Below are 23,578 nucleotides of genomic sequence, written 5' to 3'. Positions count from 1 at the left end.
TTCATCCGGCGCCAGCGCCTTCAGCAGCCGCGATCACGGCACAGGTCTTCACGAAGCTGTCGGGATTGAGCGAGATCGAATCGATCCCTTCGCGGACCAGAAATTCGGCAAAATCAGGGTAATTGCTTGGTGCCTGACCGCAGATGCCGATCTTGATGCCAGCGGCGTGGGCCTTGCGAATGGCCTCGGCAATCATATGCATCACCGCCGGATCGCGTTCGTCGAACATGGCGGCAAGCAGTTCGGAATCGCGGTCGACCCCGAGCAGCAACTGGGTGAGGTCGTTCGAGCCAATCGAGAAGCCATCGAAGCGCTGCGCAAACTCCTCCGCCAGAATGACATTCGAGGGTATCTCGCACATCATGTAGACCTGCAGCCCGTTTTCACCCCGGCCCAGGCCGTTCTCGGCCATGACCGCAAGCACGCGGTCGGCCTCGGCTGGTGTCCGGCAGAACGGCACCATCACGATGATATTGGCAAAGCCCATCTCCTCGCGCACCTTGCGCAGCGCCCGGCATTCCAGCGCGAAGCCATCGCGGTAGCGTTCGTCGTAGTAGCGCGAAGCCCCCCGGAAGCCGAGCATCGGGTTTTCTTCCTTCGGCTCAAAGGCAGCACCGCCCACAAGGTGCGCATACTCGTTGGTCTTGAAATCGCTCAGCCGGACGATCGCCGGGTGGGGAAAGAACGGCGCGGCCAGACGGCCAATTCCGCGCGCCAGCGTTTCCACGAAGTAATCGGCCGGGCTTGCGTGCCCTTTCACCAGCTTCTGAATATGGCGGTTGTCGGATGCGGAAACCCGGTCCGGATGCAACAGCGCCATCGGGTGGACCTTGATCAGGTTGTTGATGATGAATTCCATCCGCGCAAGGCCCACGCCCCGGGCCGGCAGCCGCCACCACTGGAACGAGGCCGCCGGGTCAGCGATGTTGAGCATGACCTCGGTCCGGGTTTGCGGAATTGCCGACAGATCGATGTCCTCGGCGGCATACTCAAGCAGGCCATCAAAGATCATCCCCTTTTCGCCGCTGGCGCAGGACAGCGTGATCTCCTGGCCATCGCGCAGGATCGCTGTTGCCGTGCCGGTGCCGACCACGGCCGGAACGCCAAGCTCCCGGCTGACGATGGCGGCATGACTGGTGCTGCCGCCGCGATCGGTGACGATGCCTGCGGCGCGCTTCATGATCGGCACCCAGTCAGGGTCCGTGTTGCCCGTCACCAGGATTGCACCGTCCTGAAAATGGGCGATGTCAGCAGCGTCGTGGATCAGACAGACCTTGCCGTTGGCGATCGCGCTGCCGATGGCCACGCCGGACAGGACCGGGCTGGCATCGGTCTTCAGGCTGTAGCGGCGGAAGCTGGACTGACTGCCGCCGCCGTGAATGGTTTCCGGCCGCGCCTGCACCAGATAGAGCAGCCCGTTGCTGCCGTCCTTGGCCCATTCAAGGTCCATCGGCCGACCGTAATGCTGCTCCACAACAACCGCCCAGCGGCCAAGTTCAAGGATTTCGTCATCGTCCAGCACGAAGGACTCGCGCTCTGCCGGGGTGGAAGGCACGATCCGGGTCTGTGTGCCGCCTGCTTCGGCGTAGATCATGCGGATCGCCTTGTCGCCCAGGGCCTTCTCGATGATCGGGCGCGCGCCGGGGGTGTCCAGCAGCGGCTTGAAAACCACGTAGCGATCGGGGTTCACTGCGCCCTGAACGATGGTTTCGCCAAGGCCCCATGCCGCGCTGATGGTGGCGATGCCGGGAAAGCCGGATTCGGTGTCGATAGTGAACATCACGCCCGATCCTGCAAGGTCCGAACGAACCATCTGCTGAACGCCCACCGAAAGCGCGATGGCAAAATGATCAAAGCCCTTCGTTTCGCGGTAACTGATGGCACGGTCGGTGAAAAGCGAGGCGAAACAGCGCAGGCAGGCATCGAGCAGGGCCTGTTCCCCGCGAATGTTCAGGAACGTCTCGTGTTGGCCGGCAAAGCTTGCGTCGGGCAGATCTTCAGCGGTCGCACTGCTGCGCACCGCCACCGCCGGGTCCACGGTCCGGGTGGTGGTGGCAAGCAAGCGATAGGCGGCGCGGATCTGATCGGCGAAATCGTCGGGCAGCCCGCTCGCCAGCACAAGTTCCCGGATCGCATGCCCGGCATCCTGAAGCGTCTTGTCACCGGACCTGTAAAGCTCGATCTGCGCGCGCATCGCTGGCTCGATGGCGCTGGCATCGATGAAATCGCGATAGGCCTGCGCGGTTGTCGCAAAACCGTTCGGGACGCGAACGCCAGCCTTGCCAAGTTCGCGCAGCAACTCGCCGAGCGAAGCATTCTTGCCGCCAACGGACGGAATATCGCCGATCGCGATCTGTTCGAACCACAGGATGGCCGTCCGGTTGTGCTGCGTTGCCATGTCTCGTCGCTCCATTACGCCCTGATCCCGGAAGCCAGATCAAGGGCAGGTAAAACCGGATCAATGCGGGCTCGGCTGATCAATGCGAAAGTGAATGTCCATTTTGGCAAGTTCGTCGAGAATGTTGCGCTGCTGTTGCATCGGACGCCAATCATAGAGGAAGATTTGAGCCGGGCGCCAGTTGGCCACCCAGCCGATGATGAGCAGGCCTTCGCTCAGAAATTCGCCAAAGGGCACGGGGACTGCCTCGGTCGCCCAAAAGCCAAGCCCCCAGCACAGCGCAAGGAAGCCCAGCCCCATGACCAGTGCTTGCCGACCCTCGCGCAGCAACAGTCTGAGGCGGCGGGCCTGCACATCGCTCCGATAGGCGAAATAGGACCGGATGGCGGCGGCAATGGTTTCCTTGCTGTCCCTGTCCACTTCTGGCTCGGCGACATGAATCACCAGGCGGTAGACCCGCTCTGGCAATTCCAGCGCACTCTCGACGATGTAGGCCTCCACTTCGTTATCAAGGTCCCGGCTGACCATCGGTGACGGGTCGAACGCATGGAACATGTCGCCGGGAGTCCGGACCCTGAGATCAATGATGCCGCGCTGCTTTTCCGGAACTGGCATCTGCGCCTCATTCCTGCGGTTTGGTGGATTTCAGCAGGTCCATGAAATCGATCGGAAAGGGAAAGACGATGGTGGAGCTGCGCTCGTTTGCAATGACGTTGAGAGTCGAGAGATAGCGCAACTGCATCGCTTCCGGCCGCTGACCAAGGATCTCGGCCGCTTCCAGCAGCTTCTGCGCTGCCTGCTGCTCGCCTTCGGCATTGATCACCTTGGCGCGACGTTCGCGCTCCGCCTCGGCCTGCTTGGCAATGGCCCGGACCATCGATTCATCGATATCGACATGCTTGATCTCGACATTGGCAACCTTGATGCCCCAGGCATCGGTCTGGGCATCGAGGATTTCCTGGATGTCGGAATTGAGCTTGTCACGCTCGGACAGCATTTCATCGAGTTCATGCTTGCCCAGTACGGAACGCAGCGTGGTCTGGGCGAGTTCGCTGGTCGCCTGCATGAAGTTCTCGACCTGAATGGTTGCCAGTTCCGGCGCGATTACCCGGAAATAGAGCACCGCATTGACTTTGACCGAAACGTTGTCCCGCGAGATCACGTCCTGGGTCGGTACATCAAGCACGATGGTGCGCAGGTCTATCCGCACCATCTGCTGGACGAACGGGATCAAGATGATCAACCCCGGCCCCTTGACCCCTGTAAACCGGCCGAGCGTGAACACCACGCCGCGCTCATATTCACGCAGGATCTTGATCGCCGCCATCAGAAAGATCAGCGCGATCAAAACCAGTGGTATGTAGAAGGCGAAGCCGCTGAGAATTTCCATGGCACTAGCTCCTGTTGTGGCGATAATCCGCCGGTTCCAACGACAAGGTCAGGCCGTCGATCGCGACCACTCGGACAAGCTGGCCAGTGTGCAGTTCACCCGCACCGCAGGCGCGCCAGCGTTCGCCGTGAACGTGGACGTGACCACTGGACCCATCCCAGTCCACGATCCGGCCCGATGCACCGATCATCTCTTCGCGGCCGCTGACAACCTTGGCATGACGCGATTTCAACGCCAGCCTCGTCGTCAGCAAAGTTGCCCCCAAACTCGCAACGGCGACCGCGCCCAGCACGGGCAGCGCAATGCGGAATTCCGCGACGTCGGTGTCGAACAGGATTGCGGCACCCAGCGCGAGGGCAATCCCGCCGCCAATGCCGAGGATGCCGAAGGATGGTGCAAAGGCCTCCGCCGCCATGAGCGCCATGCCAAGGAGGATCAGCGCGATCCCGGCATAGTTCACCGGCAGTACCGAGAGCGCGTAAAGCCCGACCAGCAGGCAGATCGCACCGATGGTGCCCGGATAGAGCGCACCCGGATTCATGAACTCGAACAGCAGACCATAGGCCCCGATCATCATCAGGATCAGTGCGATGTTGGGGTTGGTGACCACGCTCAGCAGCCGGGTACGCCAATTGGGTCCGACCTCGCTGAGCACCATGTTGCCCGTGTCGAGACGCACATCGCCGCCGCCCACCTTGACGCTGCGGCCATTCAGTTGGACGAGCAGGTCCTGGTTGTCGCGGGCGACGATATCGATCACGTTTTGCGCCAGAGCAGCCTGCGCCGAGAGGCTTGCCGCGTCGCGAACTGCCGCCTCGGCCCAGTCCGCGTTGCGCCCCCGCATTTCCGCCAGCGACCGGATATAGGCGATGGCGTCATTGCGGGCCTTGGCCTCGCTTGCGTTTCCGGCGGTCGTTCCGGTGGGCTTGTCAGCCCCGGCCTGGTTCGGGTCCTCGGCTGGCGGCTGCGGATCAGGGGCGGCAGGTGCGCCCAACTGGACCGGGGTGGCGGCGCCGACATTGGTACCCGGCGCCATGGCCGCGACGTGACTGGCGGTCAGGATGAACGCACCGGCGCTCGCCGCACGCCCGCCGCTGGGGCTGACGTAGGTGACGATCGGTATCGGGGCATTGACGATCGCACGGATGATCTCGCGCATCGAGGTATCCAGGCCTCCGGGCGTATCCATGCGGATCACGACCATTGGCACCCCTGCTTCAGCAGCTGAAGCAATCCCGCCCGCGACATAGTCAGCCGTAGCAGGGCCGATCGCCCCTTCGATCGAAAGCACGGGAACTTCGCGGCCCGGTGCCGGTCGTTCGGCGCGGGCGAAGGGCAGCGAAACTCCAAACAGCAGGCAAAGCAGGAGGAGCCATCGCAAAGGTGAAATGCGGCTTGATCTGCCCATGGGAAACTCCTTTCCCTATGGCCGCCCATCATCGAACGAACCAGATTTTCCGTCTTCGGGAGCTTGCCATATCCAGGGCCTGGACGCGAGCAGAATGCGCAGGATGAAGCTGGATGTATTAGGCCGTAAACTCATAAACGGCGTCTTCGAGGCGCTGGAATGGCGAACAGGTCGGGCGAAGCTGCACGCAGGGAAGGCTGGGAGCCTTTCCAAGGGCGGGTTTGTTCGAGCTGGAAGCCATTCCAGCGTCCCGCAGGGATTTGCCCAAAATGGCCCATTTCCGCGTCAGGAAATCATGAAATATCGACATATTCCTGCGCTTTCCTTCCTTGCACTGAGCCATTTTGGCTCAAACCTCGATGTCGCCGTCTATGAGTTTACGGCCTGGCGTGCGCTTACAGTGTCTCCGCGCCGTCATGCGTGAATTCGCTTTGCACCTGTTGCACCCGGCCCTGCTTCGGGATCATGTCGACCGACACACGCTCAAGGTCTGCCGCCAGGGACGGCGATTGCGAATCTGGCAGCGCTGCTCTGTCACCACACTCGCAGGAGAACGGCAGCATTTTCGAAGCAGGCGGCGGCTGGCTGGCAAAGCTCCCCTGGAAACAGGCCAAGGGTGCGATGTTCGAGCCCGGGACGATCACTGCTGAAACGCTTGCCGATCGATGGAATGAGATAACTTCATTCGACGGGGCCCGGCATCCGACCAGCATTCAGGGCACTCTCAAGACGCTGGGCAAGCAGATTGGCATGCTGTGCGGCCTAACGCTCAGTGTGCTGCGGTGCGCCTTGTTCTCCCACGCGGATGCCGCTTTAACGCTGCCCAGTCGGCATTTCGTCCGGGGCAGCATCGGCGTTTCGGCCAATCAGATAGGCAGCGGCGGCGGCAATCAGCAGAGGAACAACAATCGCCGAGGCGACAACCGTAACACTGATGTTGGAAGAAACGGCAATTCCTCCCAAAACCGGCACAAACAGCGAAAAGACGCGCCCGGTGCCCACCGCGAAACTTGTTCCCGTCGCGCGAACCCGCGTCGGATAAACCATGTTGCACAGTGCATAGAAGCCGCTCGTCGCGCCGCCCAGAAACGCCCCGAGGCCAATGGCCAGAACCCAGCCAATATTTGCGTAAAGCGGAAGAAGGGCAAAGCAGCTGAAAGCGATCGCAGCCAGAGTGTAGTTCAGGGTCATGCCCCGCGATATTCCCAATCTGCGCATCAGCCAGATCAACGCCAGTGGCCAGAGAACGCCAGCCGGCCCGTTGAGCGATGTCATGTAAGCGGCCTGTTTGAGGTCCACCATGCCATAGGTGTGGATGAACGTCGGCAGCCATTGGGCGATCGAACTGAGCAGCGACAGGGTGATTGCCCCGATGACCCACAGCAACAGCGTTGCCCTGCGCAGTTCCGGTGTAAACAATTCCGCGACGCGCATTTTCGGCGCAGTCGCAGGCGGCGGGGCAAGATCCAGTCGCACCTGATTCAGCGACGGGTCGATCCTTCTTACGACGCTTTTCAACGCGTCTGACCGGTCCGCCGATGCGGCCAGGAACCGCAGCGATTCCGGCACGTAAATATACGCCAGAACGGCAGACAGCAGCGTGAGTATGCCGCAAGCAATCAGCGGGGCTTGCCAGCCGTAGGACAACAAAAACCCGCCCGCCAGGGCCGCCATACCTGCACCGATCCCGTGGAAGCTGCCGATTATCAGGGAATTGCGGTGCCGTGCCTGCCCTGCTGCATATTCCGAAGCGATGGCAAAGATATTGGGGATCGCCCCGCCGATAAAGATGAATGCGATTGCACGCTGGGCGATGAAGATCGGCAAGGTCGGAGATAAGGCGCTGGTCAGCGTGAGGATGCCGAATGCGACCGTACAGAACAGGATCACCGGGCGCCTGCCATGGCTGTCAGCCAACGGCGCAATGACATAAGTGCCGATGATCTGACCGACCGCCTGAAACGTGAAGACGATTGCAAAATAGGCCAGCGACACATCAAAATGCTTCGCCATCGGGGAAATGATGACCCCCAGGACATAGACGTCCATCGCCTCGATTGCGGCCATCAGGCCGCAAACCAGAACCACTCTGTTCGAGAACGCCTTGGGTCTTTTCAGTTCGAAAAACTGATCCAGATTCTGGATTGATTGCATGACTTCGACACCTTTGGACTGCTGGGCCGATTGTTGTTTCAATCGGTCATCCTGACGGGCTCAGCCCAGGAAAGATTCCAGATGGTCGAACGACTTGGTCACCATTTCGCGAGCATGATCACCTGACAGCGCGCGCGGGCGACTGCCGAGGTAGAAACGCTCGTAAAGGGTGTTGCGGCCAGCCAGCGCCGAGCCTGCGAAATCCCATGCAGTCCGGAACAGACGGCTCCGCTCCTGCGCGGTCACGCCATTGGCGCCGGGTAGATAGCGATCCAGCAAGTCAGCCATCTCCGGATTGCGGAACGCAGCGAGCGAGGGCGTGGCCAGAAGGTTGTGCGAGCCGATCTGGATCAGGATTTCCTGCGTCCGCACCATCCACGGTGCCATCGAACAGCGGATTGCGTTGGTCGGCTTTTCGTCCGGGAAAAACGCCCCGTTGCCGAAGTCGCGCGCGTTCGTCTCGGCCGCCTTGGTTGCGGCGCGAGTCAGCCGCGCGAAGGTCAGGATTTCGCCCAGCATCGCGGCAGTATCCGGACGCTTGGAAATGTTCATGGCATTCGCCATCGCCGCGCCGAGTTGATAGGCGAACTCCAGCTTCACGGCTGCGCGGGTGGTCGTCTGATGCTGGATGTTTGCAGCCCATCCGCTGCGCACCAGGCTGTTGTGCGTTTTCACATCGCCGTCGATGAACACGCGCTCCAGCGGCACCTCCACCTCGTCGAAGATCAGGAATGTGTCCTGTTCGTCAAACCGTGAGGAGAACGGCGCGTCTTCGCGTGACCTGGGGATGCCATAGTGGTCCCGGCACACCTGGATCAGCCCCTTGGTGTTGACGGGGATGGAGAACATCAGCGCATAGTCGCGGGCGTGTTCGGGCAGCGCCTCACCACCGGGATAGACGAACATTTCGTCGGCAAACGGCCCATAGGTCGCCAGGACTTTCGCCCCGCTCACGATGATGCTGGAAGGCGTCCGGCGCACCACCCGCAGGGCCAGATCGGCATTCATGCCTTCGACGCCGCCGTGCGCCTTGTCGCTGCCCGATGTCGAAGCCGCGCTGGCAGAGCTGGAGCGGGTGCGATCGGCACCGGGCATCGTCGGGATCGCGCTCGGCTCCAATCTCAACGGGGTAGCGCTCAGCGACCCGTCGCTCGAACCGTTGTGGCAGCGGCTCGATCAGTTGCGGATGCCTGTAATTCAGCATCCGATGGTGCCGACGTTTGTCGATGCGATGGATGAATATGCGCTGGGTGTCAGGGTCGGCTTCCTGTTCGACACCAGCCTTGCCATCGCCCGGATGATCTATGCCGGTGTATTCGAACGGAACCCGAATTTCCCGTTCGTCGTGGCCCATACCGGGGCCGCGTTCGTTGACATGATCGAACGGCTGGACAACGGCTTTCGCAACTATGCCGATTGCCAGCAGTACATCACCCGGCTGCCGAGCGAGTTTGCGCGCAATTTCTGGTATGACAGCTGTTCGTTTTTCCCTCCGTTCATCGAAATGGTGCGGACGTTTGCGGGGACCGAAAAGATCATGTTCGGAACGGATTATCCCTTTATCGACCTGGGATCCGAACATCTTGACCAGATGCCGCTTGCCCCGGCAGACCGGGCCGCGATCATGGGCGGAAATGCGCAGGCCCTGTTTGGGATCCAGACAGACTGATTCGGGGCCGACTGGCAGTTAGTTGATGAAAGTCATCCACGCCGCGCAATTGCGGGCGGGGGCGAAACGGCGGTTGCAAGGAGCGCCCCCCGGTTCTGACAGGTTTTGCGCAAGTAGGAAAATCCGCCCCGCCTTTTCCTGCGCGCCGCATGGTGGCATGATCGGGCGATGCGCAAGAACCTGCTTCCCATCATCGCGATCCTGACCGCCGCCCCGGCGCTGGCCGCGGACCAGCCTGCCCTTCCCCCCGCTGGCCTCTCCCCGCCCGAGATCGTCGCCGCCGCGCCTGCGGCGGACTGGGTGCGGATCGCGCCCGCCGACCTGCTGGTGATGGAGCTGGCCCCCACCGCCGCCGGCAAGGCGCGCCGGGTGGTGATCCAGCTGCTGCCCGCGCCATTTTCGCAAGGGTGGACCGGCAACATCCGCAAGCTGGCGGCGGCGCGGTTCTGGGACGGCACCGCCGTGGTCCGCGTGCAGGACAATTACGTCACGCAGTGGGGCGATCCCGATGCGGAGGACAAGGCGAAGGCGCGCAAACTGCCCGAAGGTTTGGCGGTGATGCCGGAGAGCGAATACGTCAGCGGCAGCGACAAGGAGTATGCCGCAGAAACTGCCCGCTTCAAGAAGGAGTGCCCGGAATGCACTCCTGTGGTCAAAAGCCCTGCCAAGCTGCGCCGCGAACGGAAAAGCTTTATCGCTAGTGAGCTTGGCAAGGGTGATAATTATGCAAAAGCCACCGGCTTCACCCAAGGCTGGCCTGTGGCAGCCGATGCCGATGTCGGGCTCTGGCCGGTCCACTGCTATGGCATGGTCGGCGCCGGGCGGAACATGTCGCCCGATACCGGCACCGGCGCGGAGCTTTACACCGTGATCGGCCACGCCCCGCGTCATCTGGATCGCAACATTGCGCTGGTCGGCCGGGTGATCGAGGGGATCGAGCACCTGTCCAGCCTGCCGCGCGGGACCGGGCCGCTGGGGTTCTATGAAACGGCTGAGGAGCGCACCGCGATTACCGCCGTCCGGCTCGGCACCGAACGCGCGGACCTGCCCGGCTATGAATACCTCTCCACCGAAAGCGCCAGCTTTGCCCGCTATGCCGACGCCCGCGGCAACCGGCGCGATGCATTCTTCATCCGTCCGGCCGGCGGCGCGGATATCTGCAACATTCCGGTGCCGGTGCGGCGGGTTCCCTGAAGTCGGTTCCTTGAAGCGATCGACCGGGATTACGGCAGTGTAGAGGCCTGCCTGGAACGCGAACTCGGCGTTAGCCCGGCGGGGTTTGCCGGTCGGCTGGCTGCGCGCCGAACGTTGCGGCGATGTGCGTTTCCGCCGCCGCCGCCTCAGCGATCAGGACGCGCAGTGCGGCTGCGGTGTCGTGCAGGAGCGCGGTGCTGAGCGGCAGCTCGCCGTTGATGAACCGCCGGATGGCGCGTTCGTCGATGCCCAGCCGCCGCGAGGACGGCGTCACCCCGCCAAACACCTGGACACAGTGGGCGAAGTGGTCTCGCAGATCCTGCATTGTGAATGGCGCGGTCATGGCTTGCTCTTTCGTTCCGACTGGCGGTGCTGCTGTCTGGCGCCTGCCGGAACACGGACACGTCCGTCAATCCCATAAGCACCTCTCACCAAGTGAGAAACGCGCGCGGTGGCCGCGTTGCCTGACATACCGGGGCCTTTAAGAGGCAGGCACAGCGATTGGCGAAAAAGCGGGATTGAGCGATGTCGAAGACCTACCGGATCGGCCAGATCGTGCCGAGTTCCAACACCACGATGGAAACCGAAATCCCGCGCATGCTGATCGCGCGGCAGGCGATCCGGCCGGAACAGTTCACGTTCCACTCCGCGCGCATGGCGATGAAGCACGTCACCAAGGAAGAACTGGCCCGAATGGACGCGCAAAGCGTGGGCTGCGCAGGGCAGCTGGCCGACGCCGAAGTGGACGTGATCGGCTATGCCTGTCTGGTCGCCATCATGTCGGCCGGGCGCGGCTATCACTGCGTCAGCGAGGTCCGGCTGGGCGAGGCCGTGGCCGCTGCGGGGCATGCCTGCCCGATTGTCACCAGCGCCGGGGCGCTGGTGCAGGTGCTGCATGAGATGCGCTGCCGCAAGGTTTCGATCGTCACGCCCTATATGCGCGCCCTGACCGATCTGGTGGTCGATTACATCGCGCACGAGGGGATCCCGGTGCAGGATTCGATTGCACTCGAAATCCCCGACAACCTGGCCGTGGGCCGCCGCGATCCGCTGGCGCTGATCGGCGATGTTGACCGGCTGGACCTGAGCGGGGTCGATGCGGTCGTGCTGTCGGCCTGCGTCCAGATGCCCTCGCTCAGCGCGATCGAGGCGGTTCAGGACAAGCTGGGCCTGCCGGTCATCACCGCCGCGACCAGCACCGCGCGGGTCATGCTGCAAAAACTGGCGCTTGAGCCGGTCAGCACTGGCGCGGGCTTTGCCCTGTCGGACCAGTTCCGCCCGCTGCATCCGGGCGGCAGCGCCAACCCAGCCGATTGATTTTGAACAATGAACTGCCCGCGCGCGGCCCCGACTGTGGGTGCCTGCTGGCCGGGGCCGGATCGGCCCGGCCCACGCAAGTCCGGGGGCAGCCGGTCAGCCGGGATTGAAAAAGGGTTGAATCCATGACTACTTCGCGAGTGACCAAGCTCGAACCGATCCGGACGGCGCAATCAGGGAAGCGAATGGAACCGAAGTACTATCAGAACTGGCATCTCGCCAATTCCGGGACCGAGGTTCTGGTGACCGAATTCGAGTGGGGGCTGATCCGCCTGCACGAGGCGTTTGCGCGCTGGGTTTCGACGTGCAGTTCGCTGCTGGTGGACGAGGATATCAAGTTCGCCGAACACATGATCCTGCACATCATCCGGATGCACAACCGGCCCAAGAACAGCATCACCATTGCCCGGATGATGAACCGCGATGATCTGGCCAACCTGCAATACAGCCTGCGCAAGCTGGAAGCCGCGGGCCTGATCAGCAAGTCCAAGGACAAGACCGGCAAGAGCTTTGCCTATGTCGTCACCGAACAGGGCAAGCAGATCACCGATGGCTATGCCGCGATCCGCAGCGACCTGCTGATCAAGGCGATCGGCACCATCTCCAACGTGGACGAACGCATGTCCGAGATGACCAAGCTGATCAGCGTACTGACCGGCATCTATGAGGAAATGGCGCGCAGTTCGACCACTTATAACGCGCAGTATTAGGCCGCCCGCGCACCGGGTGATAACCCCGTAACGCCCCACAGCACCCGACCGCCCTGAGCTTGTCGAAGGGCTGCTCTTCGCTTGCGCGGGGCGGTGCCTGATGCGCGAAGCACAGGACAATGCTTCGACAAGCTCAGCACGGACGGGCCAAGCGGGGAGGTCGCCCTGCTCGCCCCAACCCCGGCGCCCACGTGGGACGCCGGGGCGCTGGAGAGTTCAGGCGCTGGCTTCGTCGAGGAAGTTCTCGACCAGCTGGCGGAACCGGACGGCGTGTTCGACCATCGTCCAGTGACCACACTTGCCGATGGAGTGGAGCTGCGAGTTCTTCAGCAGCTGGTGCATCGTCAGCGATGCTTCGGGCGGCACCACCCGGTCTTCCCGGCCATGGATCAGCAGCACTTCATTCTCGATGGCTTGCAGCCCGTGGATCGGCAGCGCCTCGGCATCCAGCCAGCGCTGGTGCGGCAGCGGGAAGACGCGTTCGAACACCTCCTGCGCGCCGGGGCGCATGGTGGCGCGGTAGCGCATTTCCACCAGCTCATCGGTGATCAGCGCCTGGTTATAGGCCATCACGCTCATCGCGTTGCGCATGGCTTCGGGCGAAGGCTTGTAGCCCCACAGCGCGGCGAGTTCCGGGCCGACCACGATCGGCACCCCGCCCGCGCCCATCAGCACCAGCCGCCCGGTGCGCTCCGGTGCGCGCCAGGCCATCCACAGCGCCACCGCGCCGCCAAAGCTGTTGCCGACGATGTGCGCCTTTTCGATGCCGAGGCCGTCCATCACGGCCAACTGCTGATCGATCCAGCTGTCCATGAACTTGAACTCATAGTCATCGGCCACCGAGGTATAGCCAAACCCGACCAGATCGGGCGCGACCACGCGGTAGCGCTCCGACAGGCCGGGGATCAGCCCGCGCCAGTTCGCCCAGGCCGAAACCCCAGCGCCAGAACCATGCAGCAGCAGCACGGCCTCGCCCTGCCCTTCATCATGGTAATTGGTCGTGTAGCCGCAGGTCGCGAGCGTTTTGCCGATTTCAGGATTGTCAGTCATTTTTTGCTCCATTCGGGTGCCGTCCAGTCGGACGCAGAAGTCAAAGGCCCAATAATCACAGGCCCAGGTCGGCGCGGGGCCGCATCAGGGTGTCGATGCAGGCGTAAAGGATCTTCTCCAGGCACGGCATCAGGTCGGGGACATAGGTCGCGCCCATGCCGCCCAGCCCTTCGGCGATCGGTTCGGGCGATCCATCCGCCGGCCAGGGCCAGCCGATCCGCGCGGTCGGCACGCCCAGCCGGCGCAGCGCCGCGCCATCGGTCTGCCCGCCCAGCGGTTCGGGCCTGGGATAGGCCCTGCCCTCGATCTCCTCCCACCCGCGCCGGGCCGACTGGATGATCCAGTTATTGGGATCGGTGGTGCCACCGGGGGCCGATCCGTACATTTCCCAATCGCAGTCGATGTCGGGGAAGCGCGCCGCAAGGTCGGCCATGAAGGCTTCGAACTGGCTCTTCACCTCGCCCGGCGTGGTGCGCGGGCTGATCCGCACATCGAAGAAGATTTCGGTCACCGCGCTCGGAAATGCGGGCCGTTCAATCCAGCCGCCGCGCACGCCCGCGATCCAGCCGTGCGGATAGATATCGCCCGACTTGTTGCGCTCGGCATAGTCGATCAGCCACTGTTCCAGTTCCAGGATCACCGTGGCGGCGGGCACCACCGACGAACGGAACGCATCCAGCCCGCGCGGCACCCCGGCATAGCCCAGCGTGCCCTTCACCGCGATCTTGAACCAGCCCATGCCGGGTTCTTCGTAATAGACCCAGTTCCACGGCTTCATGATGATCGCAAAGTCCGGCGCCATCCCGCGATTGAGCAGGTGGTGAACGCCGTGGCTCATCCCGGCGTTGTTGCGCTGCGGGATCGTCACCGGCATCCCGCCATCGGCAAACCCGACGTTGAGCGTGCCTTGCAGCGGCACGTCCGCCTCAATCAGCGCGGTCGCCACTTCCATGATCCCGGCAACCATTGCTTTGGGATTGGACGAACCGAGGCCGTAGACCCAGTCGCCCACCATCTTCGCGCTGGGGCGCAAGTCCGCAAACTGTTCCGGCCCGGCCCAGGGAAAATCGCTGTCATTGCCTTCAAGGTGCGTGTCGATCGGCGCGTAGAGCAGCAGCGTCGCGCCGCCGCCCGACCCGCGCTTTTCGCCCAGCACGTTCGCCGAGATATCGCCCATTGGATCGAGCGTGGGCTTCAGGCCTACCGCCTGCATCCGCTGCGCCACGAATTCCGCCACGCTGCGGGTCGCGCCGGTGGGGGAATGGATATCGGTGATCTCGAACAGCAACTGCTTGAGCCGCCCCGCATCCAGCCGCGCGCGCGCCTTGGCATAGGCCGCTTCCATTTCCGGCGTGAACGGCATTGCGGCTGTCGGAATCTCGTTCGGTTCCATTCTCAGGCCTCCTTCAGCGCGGCATGGGCGATGATTGTCTGGGCATCGGCCAGCAGCTGGCGGTCGGTGCCGGGCAGGCCGATCACTTGCAGTCCCAGCGGCAGGCCGTCGCTGCGCCACGCAGCGGGAAAGCCCAGGCACGGCGCGCCCACGGCGGTCCAGATGCGCTGGAACAACGGATCGCCGGTTGCGCCGATGCCTTCCGGTGCAGCCCCCGGCGCACCGGGGGCGAGCAGCAGATCGCTGGCGGCGAACACGGCGGGGAGCAGACGCTTGCACTCGTCCTGCACGGCGCGCGCTGCGGCGTAGTCCGCCGGGTCCGTCGCCGTGCCCGCGTCGATCATCGCGCGGAACTCTTCGCTGACGTCGCCGGGATGCTCGTGCCGGATCGCACCCAGCACTTGCGCCGCTTCGGTGCGATGGATCAGCATCTGCGCATCCTGCAACCGTGCGAACGGTTCGGGCAGTGTCACTTCGCTGAGCACACAGCCGCCCTCGTGCAGCTGCGCCGCAAAGTCGATCAGCGCATCCTGCATTTCGGCGCTCGCCTGATCCCAGGTCGGCATCCGGCACAGCCCGATGCGCAGCGGCGCACGCGGCGCGGGACAGTCTGCCGTTCCGCCCAGCACCGCATCCGCCGCGACCAGCACATCCAGATTGCGCGCGAACAGCCCCAGCGTGTCGAGGCTGGGGGCCGTATCGAGCACACCGGCCACCGGATAGCGCCCGATGGTCGGTTTGAACGCCAGCGTCCCGCAAAAGCTGCCGGGGCGGATCATCGATCCCGCCGTCTGCGTGCCGAGCGCGATATCGGCCTGCCCGTCCGCCACCGCCGCCGCCGAGCCGCTCGACGACCCGCCGGGGGTATGGCCGACCTTGCGCGGATTGACCGTGGGGCCAGGGTGATAGGTGGCGAATTCCGCCGTCACCGTCTTGCCCAGCACGGCCGCGCCCGCCGCGCGCAGCAGCGCCACGGCGGCGGCATCCTGCGCCGCGATGTTATCAGCATAGATCGGCGAGCCGTGCGTGGTGGGCATGCCCGCCACGTCGATCACGTCCTTGACCCCCAGCACGACCCCGGCCAGCGGCCCTTCGCCGCCGGTGGCGCTGCGGTCAACATAAGCCCAGGCGCGCACGGCACCGTCGCGGGCATGGATCCGGCTAAGACATTCGGCAACGCCCATGGCCTTAGTTCCCGACCATCCGGTGGCCCCAGAGCATCGGCTGGTCGTAGTTCTTGACCTCCCAGTCCGGACCGATCTCGCGCCCGCCATAGCCGTATTCGACCCAGAAGCCGGACGGCGACTTGAGGTAGAAGCTCTGCATGTGGTCGTTGGAATGCTTGCCCGGCTCGATCGCCACCGGAACGCCCAGATCGCGCACGATGTCATAGCCATAGCCGACATCGTCGAGCGAGGTGGATTCGACCATCAGGTGCTGGAACTTGCCGCCAGGACGCCCTTCGGCCTCGGCCATCAGCGCCAGGGTGTGGTGGCGCGCATTGCAGTGCAGGAACACCGCGTCGTTATCGTCCCAGGCGATGTAGTCGGAAATCGCGAAGCCCATGACCTCCTGATAGAACGCCAGCGTGGCCTTGAGGTCTTTCACCCAGAACGCGATGTGACCCAGCCCCAGTTCGCCGGTCTTGTAACCCGCCACGCCCCGACTGGGCGCGAACGGCGTGTGGGACACCAGCGGGCCGTAATAGATGTCGGTCGGGCAGCCGATCACCGGGCAGGTGTAATGGTACAGCTGCCTGACCTTGCGGGCCTTGCACTGCGCCGGGGTGCCTGCGGTCAGCTCCACACCGCGCGAGCGCAGCTCGGCAGCCAGTTCCTCCAGCCGGGCGATGCTGCCGACTTCCCAGCCGACCACGGCCACACTGTCTTCGCCGGTGGGGTAAAGGGTGATGCGATGGTGGTTTTCGTCGATCCGGAAATCGAGCGCGTCGCTGCCGTCGCGGGCGCGCGGCTCCATGCCGAACACTTGCGTCAGGATCGTGCGCCAGCGGTCAAAATCGGCAACGTTGAAGGCCACATAGCCCAGACTGTCGACGCCCATCTCCATACTCCTTGCCGTAGTTTTTCAGTTGGTTGCCAAGGTTCGGCGGCACAGCTCAATTGCTGGCGACGAACTGCTCGGCGAAGATGTTTTCCGGGGCGAGCCCCAGGTGCTCCAGGTGCTTGCGCGCGGCTTCGATCATCGCGGGCGGCCCGCAGAGGTAAGCCACGCTGTCAGTCGTCAGGCCGTCCTCAGCCGTGATCGCGGCCACCGGATTGCCCACCCGAATGCCGTCTGCCGGTTCGCCCCGATCGACCGAAATTCGCGCGTCCAGTGTCGGCATCCAGTGCTGGCGCAGTTCAATCGGCTCCAGGCTGAACAGCCCGTCCGGCGTCTGGCAGCCAAAGCTGAGCAGAACTTTGGGCTTGCGCCCCGGCGCGACCCGCAGCGCGTCGATCATCGCCAGCATCGGGGCAAGGCCCGTGCCGCCCGCGATCATCACATGCGGCGCGCGGACCTTGTCCTTCAGGAAGAACTGCCCGTACGGCCCGCTGACTTCGACCACATCGTCCACGGCTGCGCGGTTTACCAGCCAGTCCGACATCACCCCGCCGGGCAGGATCCGGATGAGCAGTTCGATCTTCGGCAGATCGGCGACCGTGGTTGCCATCGAATAGCTGCGCACCGCGTCGGTGCCGGGCACCTTGACCTGGATGAACTGGCCGGGCCGGAAATCCATCCAGCATCCTTCGGCCAGTTCCAGCTCCAGCCGGACCACGTCGGTGGCGATCCGTTCGACCGCGTTGACGAAGCACTTGCCCTCGATCGGCCGTCCGGCCCCGGCGGCGCTGTCATAGCCAACCGAGAATTTGCACGCGCCCCTCGCCTCGGTCAGGCAGAGCAGGCGATAGCCCTGCTCGCGCTCGGACGGGAGCAGTGAACTGCTCGATCCCGCGCGGTGTTCCGCCTCGCCCTCGTCCAGATGCGCAAGGCAGCTGCCGCAGCTGCCGGTGCCGCATTGGAACAACACCGGCGCCTGCGCCGCCAGCGCGGCGTCGAGCACGCTCTGGCCGGGTTCAACCGTCAGTTCGTGTTCGATGCCGTCGCTGAACGCGATCGTCGTCTTAGTAGGAGTTAACATTTTCGATTTTCTCGACCTTGTACCCCGGTGCCTTGCCCTGGGCGAGGCGGCGCATGCGGATGCTGGAGGTCTTGGTCGCGTTGGTCACGCCCTTGCCGGGCTTGGCGATCCCGCGGGCGTGCCGCGATGCCAGCTTGCGCCAGGTGATCGGCGAGATGTCGGTTTCAACCAGCTGCTCGTTATCCCAGCCGGTACCGTCGGCATAGAATTCCTCCATCGCCTCGCGGGCGTAGAGGTCGCAGTCGTTGAAGCCCCGGATGCACAGCGGCATGTAGAGGTTGTCGAAGCGATACTGGAATTTCTTGCGTTCCTCGTCCGTGGTGCAGATGCGGACCATGACTTCCCAGTATTCGTACAGGTCGTCGGTGATCGGCACGTACCATTCGTACTGGACGACATGTTCTTCCGGCCAGTTTTCGACCATCAGCACGCCCGGCAGCACCACCGAGGTGCGATAGAACCGGCCCTTGAGGTTTTCGACCTTGAGGCCGAGGGCCGGGTTTTCCAGCACCGGGGTCCAGCGATCGGTGAACAGCCACTGCATCTGCCCCTTGGGGCCATCCTCTTCCTCGATCAGGGTGATCGCGTCGTCGGTGGCGGGCAGGATGCCCAGCGGCAGCACCCAGTCCATCGCATGGACAATCGCGTTGTCGGCGTGAACCAGGATGTGGGCGTTGTCGAAACCGTTTTCGCAGGCGATCCGCCAGTTGCTCTGGCCGGTGCGGTGCATCCCCAGCGCAACCGCGTTTTCATCGAGGATGCCGGGGGCCGCAGGCCACAACGGGTGCGGGTATTCCTCGCTGCTCTGCGGGAAGCGGACCGGCAGGTCGTGCGCCAGCGGCGGCACGTCCTCATCGGGGAAATCGTCTTCGCGCACGAACACGAAGATCATGCCCGCGACCTCGTGGACCGGATACGTGGTCACGCCGGTCTTGCCGATCAGCTTGCTGTCCGGGTTGGCGACGATGTTGTTCAGCACGCCGGTGGCGAGGTCGAAGTTGAAGCCGTGATACCAGCAGGCGATCGAGGTGTCGTTGAAGCACATCGGCTTGGCCGACAGCCGCACGCCGCGGTGCACGCATTGGTCCTTGATCGCATAGAGCTTGCCCGCCGCGCGGCGCAGCAGGATCGGCACGCCCGCGATCTGGATGCCTTCGACCGCCTGTTCGGGCAGTTCCTCGCTGAACAGGGCGGGATACCAGTGGTTGATGAACCCCCAGGCGGCGTCCTTGTAGGGCTGATACTGGCTCTGGGTCTTTTCGTCGTTCATCCGGTCGGCGCTGATCTCGTTCTTGCGGACCAGTGTGCGGCGGCGGACAGGAGTTGCATCGTTCATGGCTGTACCTTCCTTCTCATAGTCTCTCCCCTGGATCCGGCGTTCGGCTCTCTTCGGGTTGATGGCTGGATCTGCCGGAAAAGAGGGGCCCTGCCTGCGCAGGGCCCCCAGGCAGGGTAGTTCAGATCACAGGGTGAAACCGGCGGTCACGCCCCACCAGCGCGGGCGGCCATAGGATTCCTCGGTGCAGCCGCAGAGCGTCGAGAGGTCGTAGCCGACCGTCTTGTGCCGCTTGTCGCCGATGTTGTTGACGAAGAATGCCAGGCGGAACCGCTCGGCTTCGTCTTCCCAGCCGATCCGGGCGTTGAACAGCGCATAGCCGTTCAGCCAGTTGGCATCGAAGTTGCGCAGGTTGTGGTAGAACCCGGCCGTATAGCTGGCATCCGCGCCAAACGTCAGCTTGCCGCCCGCGACCGAGACCGGCGGGCTATAGCTGATCCGGCCCGAGAGCTGGGTTTCGGGGGCAAAGGCCGGGCGGACATCGCGCACGACGCCCGGTGCCACTTCCAGCCCCTTGACCCGCGCGTTGAAGAACGATGCCCCCGCGCCCAGCTGCAACCCGTCCATCGGCCGCAAGCTCAGTTCCACTTCGGCGCCGTACGTGCGGGCCGGGCGGTTCTGGACATAGCCCGACACGTTGGCGAACGTGAACGCCTGATAGTTCGAGTAGTCGTAATAGAACCCGGCGGCGTTGAAGGTCGCCTTGCCGTCCAGGAACGTGGCCTTGAAGCCACCTTCATAGGACATGATCTCTTCCGGCAGATACGGGATCTGGTTATTCGCCAGCGGCGGCGTGCCGTCGGGCAGCTTGGCGTTGTAGCTGCCGCCCTTCACCCCGCGGTTGATGCCGAAATACAGCAGCAGGTCGCGGTTGGGGCGGTATTCCAGCTGGGCCTTGCCCGCCCACAGCGTATCGGTGCGCTTGTGCGCAAAGCTGGGTTGCAGCGGGAACAGCACGGTGCTGTTCGCATCGATCCGCAGCGGATCGTTGTCGCTCATCGCGTTGGAGACGAAGTTGTATTCCTGATGCTCGCGGATCAGGCGGCCGCCGACGATCAGCTTGACGGCCGGGGCAACTTCATATTCCACCTGACCAAAGATCGAGGCGGATTCCGTCTTCAGGCGGAACGAGTTGACCAGGTCGATGCCCGTGGTCGTCGCGCCAAACAGGCTGGAGAAGATCGAGTACGCCGGGGCCAGGAACCCGTTCGACGACTTCGCATTGACGTTCAGGTAATAGACGCCGGCCGTCCACTCCAACCCTTCGCCCGAACCGGCGATGCGCAGTTCCTGCGAGAAGCTGTCGGTATCGCCGATGGTGCCGTAGTTGACCAGGTTGGTGGCCGATCCATCAACGTCCATCGCGAAGTTCTTCTTGAACTTCATGTAGTTTGTGACCGACACCAGCGAAACGTCGCCAAAATCGTAATCGATGTGCAGCGCGCCGTTCCAGGTCTCGGTGCGGTTGAGGTCGGCGACCGCAAAGTCTTTCGACAGTTCCAGCTTCTTGGGGTCCGGCACCTTGAAACCAAACCAGTCCGCACCCGGCAGGCGCGACGCCGGAGCCCCGGCGAAGTTGGTGTAGTTGTTGCCGTTCTGGTCGATCGCGGTGCGGGTTTCGGTCGGGCTGGCGTAGATCGAGTTCACCACGCGGCCGAGCGAGTCCACCACCGCGACTGTGGCCGACTGGGTGTAGGGACCGGTCGACAAATGCTGGCGCGATGCGGCGCCAACGAGGCGAATGGTCAAGTCTTCGGTCGGCTTGAACTGCAACTGGATGCGGCCCGCCAGCGTATCGTTGTTGGATTCGTTCTGGCAGCACGGGGTGGTCACGCCGCCCAGATTGACCGGCACGCCGCCAGCTGCGCCCTGCGGATAGACGTTCTTCCAGTACGGATCGTGGCGGTCATACAGGCCGGACACGCGCAGCGCGACCTTTTCGCCCAGCGGCAGATTGATCGCGCCTTCCAGCTTGACCGTATCGAACCGGCCGTACGTGCCGTCGATGCGCGCGCCCAGTTCGTCAGTCGGCTTGTTGACCACGTAATGCACCAGCCCGCCCGTGGCGTTGCGGCCGAACAGCGTGCCCTGCGGGCCTTTCAGCACTTCGACCCGTTCCAGATCGAACAGGCCAAAGGTCTGGCCCTGCATGTTGGGGATATAGCTGTCATCGACATAGACCGCGACCGGGGCTTCGACCGCGTCGTTGAAATCGTTCTGGGTGACGCCGCGAATGGTGAACTGGCTCATCTGCCCGCCGACATTGCCCGAAATATGCACGCCGGGGGTCAGCCGTGCGACATCGGTGCTGGACGAGACGTTCATCGAGCGCAGTTCATCGCCGCCATAAGCGGCAATCGCGATCCCGACGTCCTGCTTGGACTGGGCGCGGCGCTGCGCGGTTACGACAATCGCGTCGCCATTATCGGCCACGGCCTCATCCGCCGCGTCCTGTGCGTAAGCCACATCTGCCATGGCCAGTCCGGCCAGGGCGGCACTCGCCAAAAGAATTCGTGCTCGCATACCCGGTAACTCCCTGTGTCTTTTTTTACGAGCCGGTGCCGGTCGCCTGAATGACCGGCGGCTCGTTCGATCGCCCCCATGGCGTGGAATGCAGATTGCGACCTCCGAATCGCGTCTGTCAAAAGCCCGCCCCCTCTGCGTTCTCGGATTATGAGATCAGCGTTTCGAACCGTTCCTGAAAGGCCCGATTCCACTCGGATTGACGTTCTATTGATTTTCTATACAAAATGCATTCGAAATCACTTCGAAACGATTTCGACGCCCAAAAGTGCGCGAATCGGTCCGACGTCTGAGGGAGAAATCGATGGCGACTCCGGAAATCAAATCCGTCGGCAAGGCGTTTGCCCTGCTCGATTGTCTGGCCGCAGAGGATGACTGCGTCAGCCTGCCTTCCATGGCAAAACGCTGCGGCCTGTCCGTGGCGACCGCGCACCGGTTGCTGGCCACGCTGGAAGCGCTGGGCGCGGTGGTTCACACCGGACCCGGTCAATATGCCATCGGACTGCGGATGCTGGACCTGACCCGCCGCTCCAGCTTTGAAACGCTGCTGGCCTCGGCCACGATGCCGATCCTCAGCCGGATCACCCGCACCACCGGATCGACCGCGCACGTGGCGGTGCTGGATAGCGAACGGATGGTCACCTACATCGCGCGCAGCGCCAACCGGGCAAACCGCATTCCAACCACGCCGGGGATCAAGCTGGAGGCTTACTGTTCCGGGCTGGGCAAAGTGCTGCTGGCTGACCTGTCCACCGATGACCGGGACACCTATCTGGCCGACGGGCCGTTTCCGCCGCTAACCGCCCGGACCATTATCACCCCCGAAGCGCTCGACCGTGAACTCGCCGCCATCCGTGACCGCCGCTTCGCGGTCGACGATTGCGAGATGTTCGATAACTTGCGCTGCGTGGCCGTGCCGATCCTCCACCCGGACGGGCGCGTGATCGCCGCGCTGTCTGCGTCGCAGGACAGCACGGAACTGTCCCGCGCGCAGATCCAGGAGCTTGTCACCCAGCTGACCGGCCATGCCGCAGCCATTTCAACCAAGCTGTTCCGGCGCGGGTCCGCCCCGCGCGCGGCGCACTGACCCCTGCCCCTTCATCAAGGCCAACGCATCATGACCAGCCCCATCATCAGTCAGCGCATCAAGATGATCGTTCCGGTGCCCTTGCCGCCCGAAGCGTTGGCGGGCTTTGCCGCGCAGATGCCGCCCGGACTGGTCCGGCCGGGGATCGAAGTCGAATTCACCGGCGTGCGCAATGGCACCAGCTCGCTCGATTCGCTCTATGAAGCGACCATGGCCGATGCCTTTTGCCTTGAAGCCGGGATGCGCGCCGAAGACGAAGGCTATGCCGCCGTCTGCATCAACACGATGAGCGATTCCGGCCTTTCCGCGCTGCGCTCACGCCTGTCGATCCCGGTCACCGGACCGGGCCGCAGCTCGTTCTTCCTGGCCGCCGACCTCGCCAAGCGGTTCTCGGTCGTGACGATGTGGCCGCAGTGGCACTGGATTTACGAAAAGCTGGCGCTGGAAACCGGGCTGGAAAAACGCCTCGCCTCGATCCGCGACATCGGCGTGCGCCCGGATACGCAGGAACTGCTGGCGGGCAAGGAAGAGATCGTGTTCGATGCCCTGCTGGCCGCGTGCCGCAAGTGCATCGACGAGGACGGCGCCCACGCGATCATCCTGGGATCGACCACGATGCACCAGTCGCACCAGTTCCTCAGCGAGCGGCTGGAAGTGCCGGTGCTCAATCCGGGGCTGGTCGCGTTCAAGCAGTGCGAAACGCTGCTCGACCTGGGGCTGAGCCATTCCAAGCTGACCTATCACACGCCCGAAAACCCGTCGGATGTGCTGGCCAGCGTGGCGGCGGTGTTCTGAACGCCGGGGCGG

The 23,578-nt window shown here is 63.6% G+C and carries 21 protein-coding genes; 7 read left to right on the top strand and 14 right to left on the bottom strand.

Going from position 1 to position 23,578, the window contains the following annotated elements:
• Window position 1: 1 nt before the first annotated feature.
• The 4 genes from ppsA to Q8Q53_RS15165 are packed head-to-tail and all read right to left on the bottom strand — an operon-like array spanning window position 2 to window position 5,079.
• Window positions 2-2,398 (bottom strand): phosphoenolpyruvate synthase, encoded by a 2,397-nt coding sequence (gene ppsA, locus Q8Q53_RS15180; RefSeq protein ID WP_305702625.1) that lies wholly within the window; start codon window positions 2,396-2,398, stop codon window positions 2-4.
• A 60-nt stretch (window positions 2,399-2,458) separates the two neighbouring features.
• Window positions 2,459-3,013 carry a hypothetical protein gene (locus tag Q8Q53_RS15175; protein WP_305702624.1) on the bottom strand — a complete coding sequence of 185 codons (555 nt, stop codon included), beginning with the start codon at window positions 3,011-3,013 and terminating at the stop codon, window positions 2,459-2,461.
• Between the two features lie 7 nt (window positions 3,014-3,020).
• Window positions 3,021-3,788 (bottom strand): slipin family protein, encoded by a 768-nt coding sequence (locus Q8Q53_RS15170; RefSeq protein WP_305702623.1) that lies wholly within the window; start codon window positions 3,786-3,788, stop codon window positions 3,021-3,023.
• Between the two features lie 4 nt (window positions 3,789-3,792).
• Window positions 3,793-5,079 (bottom strand): nodulation protein NfeD, encoded by a 1,287-nt coding sequence (locus Q8Q53_RS15165; RefSeq protein WP_305702622.1) that lies wholly within the window; start codon window positions 5,077-5,079, stop codon window positions 3,793-3,795.
• Between the two features lie 211 nt (window positions 5,080-5,290).
• Between Q8Q53_RS15165 and Q8Q53_RS15160 the strand changes: the two genes are divergently transcribed.
• Window positions 5,291-5,620: a hypothetical protein gene (locus Q8Q53_RS15160; RefSeq protein ID WP_305702621.1), complete on the top strand. Its 330-nt coding sequence runs from the start codon at window positions 5,291-5,293 to the stop codon at window positions 5,618-5,620.
• A 389-nt stretch (window positions 5,621-6,009) separates the two neighbouring features.
• On the opposite strand, the gene Q8Q53_RS15155 is transcribed toward Q8Q53_RS15160, so the two are convergent.
• Both Q8Q53_RS15155 and Q8Q53_RS15150 read right to left on the bottom strand, forming a co-directional pair.
• The gene (locus Q8Q53_RS15155) at window positions 6,010-7,392 is read right to left on the bottom strand and encodes an MFS transporter (protein WP_305702620.1); all 1,383 of its coding nucleotides are present in this window, start codon (window positions 7,390-7,392) and stop codon (window positions 6,010-6,012) included.
• Between the two features lie 18 nt (window positions 7,393-7,410).
• Window positions 7,411-8,445, bottom strand: coding sequence for a 4-hydroxyphenylacetate 3-hydroxylase C-terminal domain-containing protein (locus Q8Q53_RS15150; RefSeq protein ID WP_305702619.1), 1,035 nt, complete (start codon window positions 8,443-8,445; stop codon window positions 7,411-7,413).
• On the opposite strand from Q8Q53_RS15150, the gene Q8Q53_RS15145 reads away from it, so the two are divergent.
• Window positions 8,426-9,019 carry an amidohydrolase family protein gene (locus Q8Q53_RS15145; protein ID WP_305702618.1) on the top strand — a complete coding sequence of 198 codons (594 nt, stop codon included), beginning with the start codon at window positions 8,426-8,428 and terminating at the stop codon, window positions 9,017-9,019. The genes Q8Q53_RS15150 and Q8Q53_RS15145 overlap by 20 nt on opposite strands.
• 168 nt (window positions 9,020-9,187) lie before the next feature.
• A complete protein-coding gene (locus Q8Q53_RS15140) occupies window positions 9,188-10,213 on the top strand; it encodes a peptidylprolyl isomerase (protein WP_305702617.1) in 1,026 nt (341 codons plus the stop codon).
• A gap of 70 nt (window positions 10,214-10,283) precedes the next feature.
• On the opposite strand, the gene Q8Q53_RS15135 is transcribed toward Q8Q53_RS15140, so the two are convergent.
• A complete protein-coding gene (locus Q8Q53_RS15135) occupies window positions 10,284-10,556 on the bottom strand; it encodes a hypothetical protein (RefSeq protein WP_305702616.1) in 273 nt (90 codons plus the stop codon).
• Between the two features lie 182 nt (window positions 10,557-10,738).
• Here Q8Q53_RS15135 and Q8Q53_RS15130 point away from each other — a divergent pair, with 182 nt between their 5' ends.
• Window positions 10,739-11,530, top strand: a complete 792-nt coding sequence (locus tag Q8Q53_RS15130; protein ID WP_305702615.1) for an Asp/Glu racemase — start codon at window positions 10,739-10,741, stop codon at window positions 11,528-11,530.
• A 125-nt stretch (window positions 11,531-11,655) separates the two neighbouring features.
• Window positions 11,656-12,240 carry a winged helix DNA-binding protein gene (locus Q8Q53_RS15125; RefSeq protein ID WP_305702614.1) on the top strand — a complete coding sequence of 195 codons (585 nt, stop codon included), beginning with the start codon at window positions 11,656-11,658 and terminating at the stop codon, window positions 12,238-12,240.
• 216 nt (window positions 12,241-12,456) lie between these two features.
• Here Q8Q53_RS15125 and Q8Q53_RS15120 read toward each other — a convergent pair whose 3' ends face one another.
• The 7 genes from Q8Q53_RS15120 to Q8Q53_RS15090 form a co-directional block, all read right to left on the bottom strand.
• Window positions 12,457-13,290, bottom strand: coding sequence for an alpha/beta fold hydrolase (locus tag Q8Q53_RS15120; protein ID WP_305702613.1), 834 nt, complete (start codon window positions 13,288-13,290; stop codon window positions 12,457-12,459).
• Window positions 13,291-13,345: 55 nt separating this feature from the next.
• The gene (locus Q8Q53_RS15115) at window positions 13,346-14,683 is read right to left on the bottom strand and encodes a M20 family metallopeptidase (RefSeq protein WP_305702612.1); all 1,338 of its coding nucleotides are present in this window, start codon (window positions 14,681-14,683) and stop codon (window positions 13,346-13,348) included.
• Between the two features lie 2 nt (window positions 14,684-14,685).
• Window positions 14,686-15,867 (bottom strand): amidase, encoded by a 1,182-nt coding sequence (locus Q8Q53_RS15110; protein WP_305702611.1) that lies wholly within the window; start codon window positions 15,865-15,867, stop codon window positions 14,686-14,688.
• Between the two features lie 4 nt (window positions 15,868-15,871).
• Window positions 15,872-16,744, bottom strand: coding sequence for a VOC family protein (locus Q8Q53_RS15105; protein ID WP_305702610.1), 873 nt, complete (start codon window positions 16,742-16,744; stop codon window positions 15,872-15,874).
• Window positions 16,745-16,799: 55 nt separating this feature from the next.
• On the bottom strand, window positions 16,800-17,825 hold the full coding sequence (locus Q8Q53_RS15100) for a 2Fe-2S iron-sulfur cluster binding domain-containing protein (protein WP_305702609.1): 1,026 nt from the start codon (window positions 17,823-17,825) through the stop codon (window positions 16,800-16,802).
• Complete coding sequence (locus Q8Q53_RS15095) at window positions 17,809-19,161, bottom strand: Rieske 2Fe-2S domain-containing protein (RefSeq protein ID WP_305702608.1); 1,353 nt, start codon at window positions 19,159-19,161, stop codon at window positions 17,809-17,811. The genes Q8Q53_RS15100 and Q8Q53_RS15095 overlap by 17 nt, the downstream gene beginning before the upstream one ends.
• A 126-nt stretch (window positions 19,162-19,287) precedes the next feature.
• Window positions 19,288-21,684: a TonB-dependent receptor gene (locus Q8Q53_RS15090; protein ID WP_305702607.1), complete on the bottom strand. Its 2,397-nt coding sequence runs from the start codon at window positions 21,682-21,684 to the stop codon at window positions 19,288-19,290.
• Window positions 21,685-21,988: 304 nt separating this feature from the next.
• On the opposite strand from Q8Q53_RS15090, the gene Q8Q53_RS15085 reads away from it, so the two are divergent.
• Both Q8Q53_RS15085 and Q8Q53_RS15080 read left to right on the top strand, forming a co-directional pair.
• Complete coding sequence (locus Q8Q53_RS15085; RefSeq protein WP_305702606.1) at window positions 21,989-22,771, top strand: IclR family transcriptional regulator; 783 nt, start codon at window positions 21,989-21,991, stop codon at window positions 22,769-22,771.
• A 30-nt stretch (window positions 22,772-22,801) separates the two neighbouring features.
• Window positions 22,802-23,566, top strand: a complete 765-nt coding sequence (locus tag Q8Q53_RS15080; RefSeq protein ID WP_305702605.1) for an aspartate/glutamate racemase family protein — start codon at window positions 22,802-22,804, stop codon at window positions 23,564-23,566.
• The last annotated feature ends 12 nt before the right edge of the window (window positions 23,567-23,578 follow it).

This window comes from Novosphingobium sp. (assembly GCF_030699305.1).
GTDB lineage: Bacteria > Pseudomonadota > Alphaproteobacteria > Sphingomonadales > Sphingomonadaceae > Novosphingobium.
Note: the sequence above shows the minus strand (reverse complement) of the source record. Positions and strands in the feature narration are given on the sequence as shown.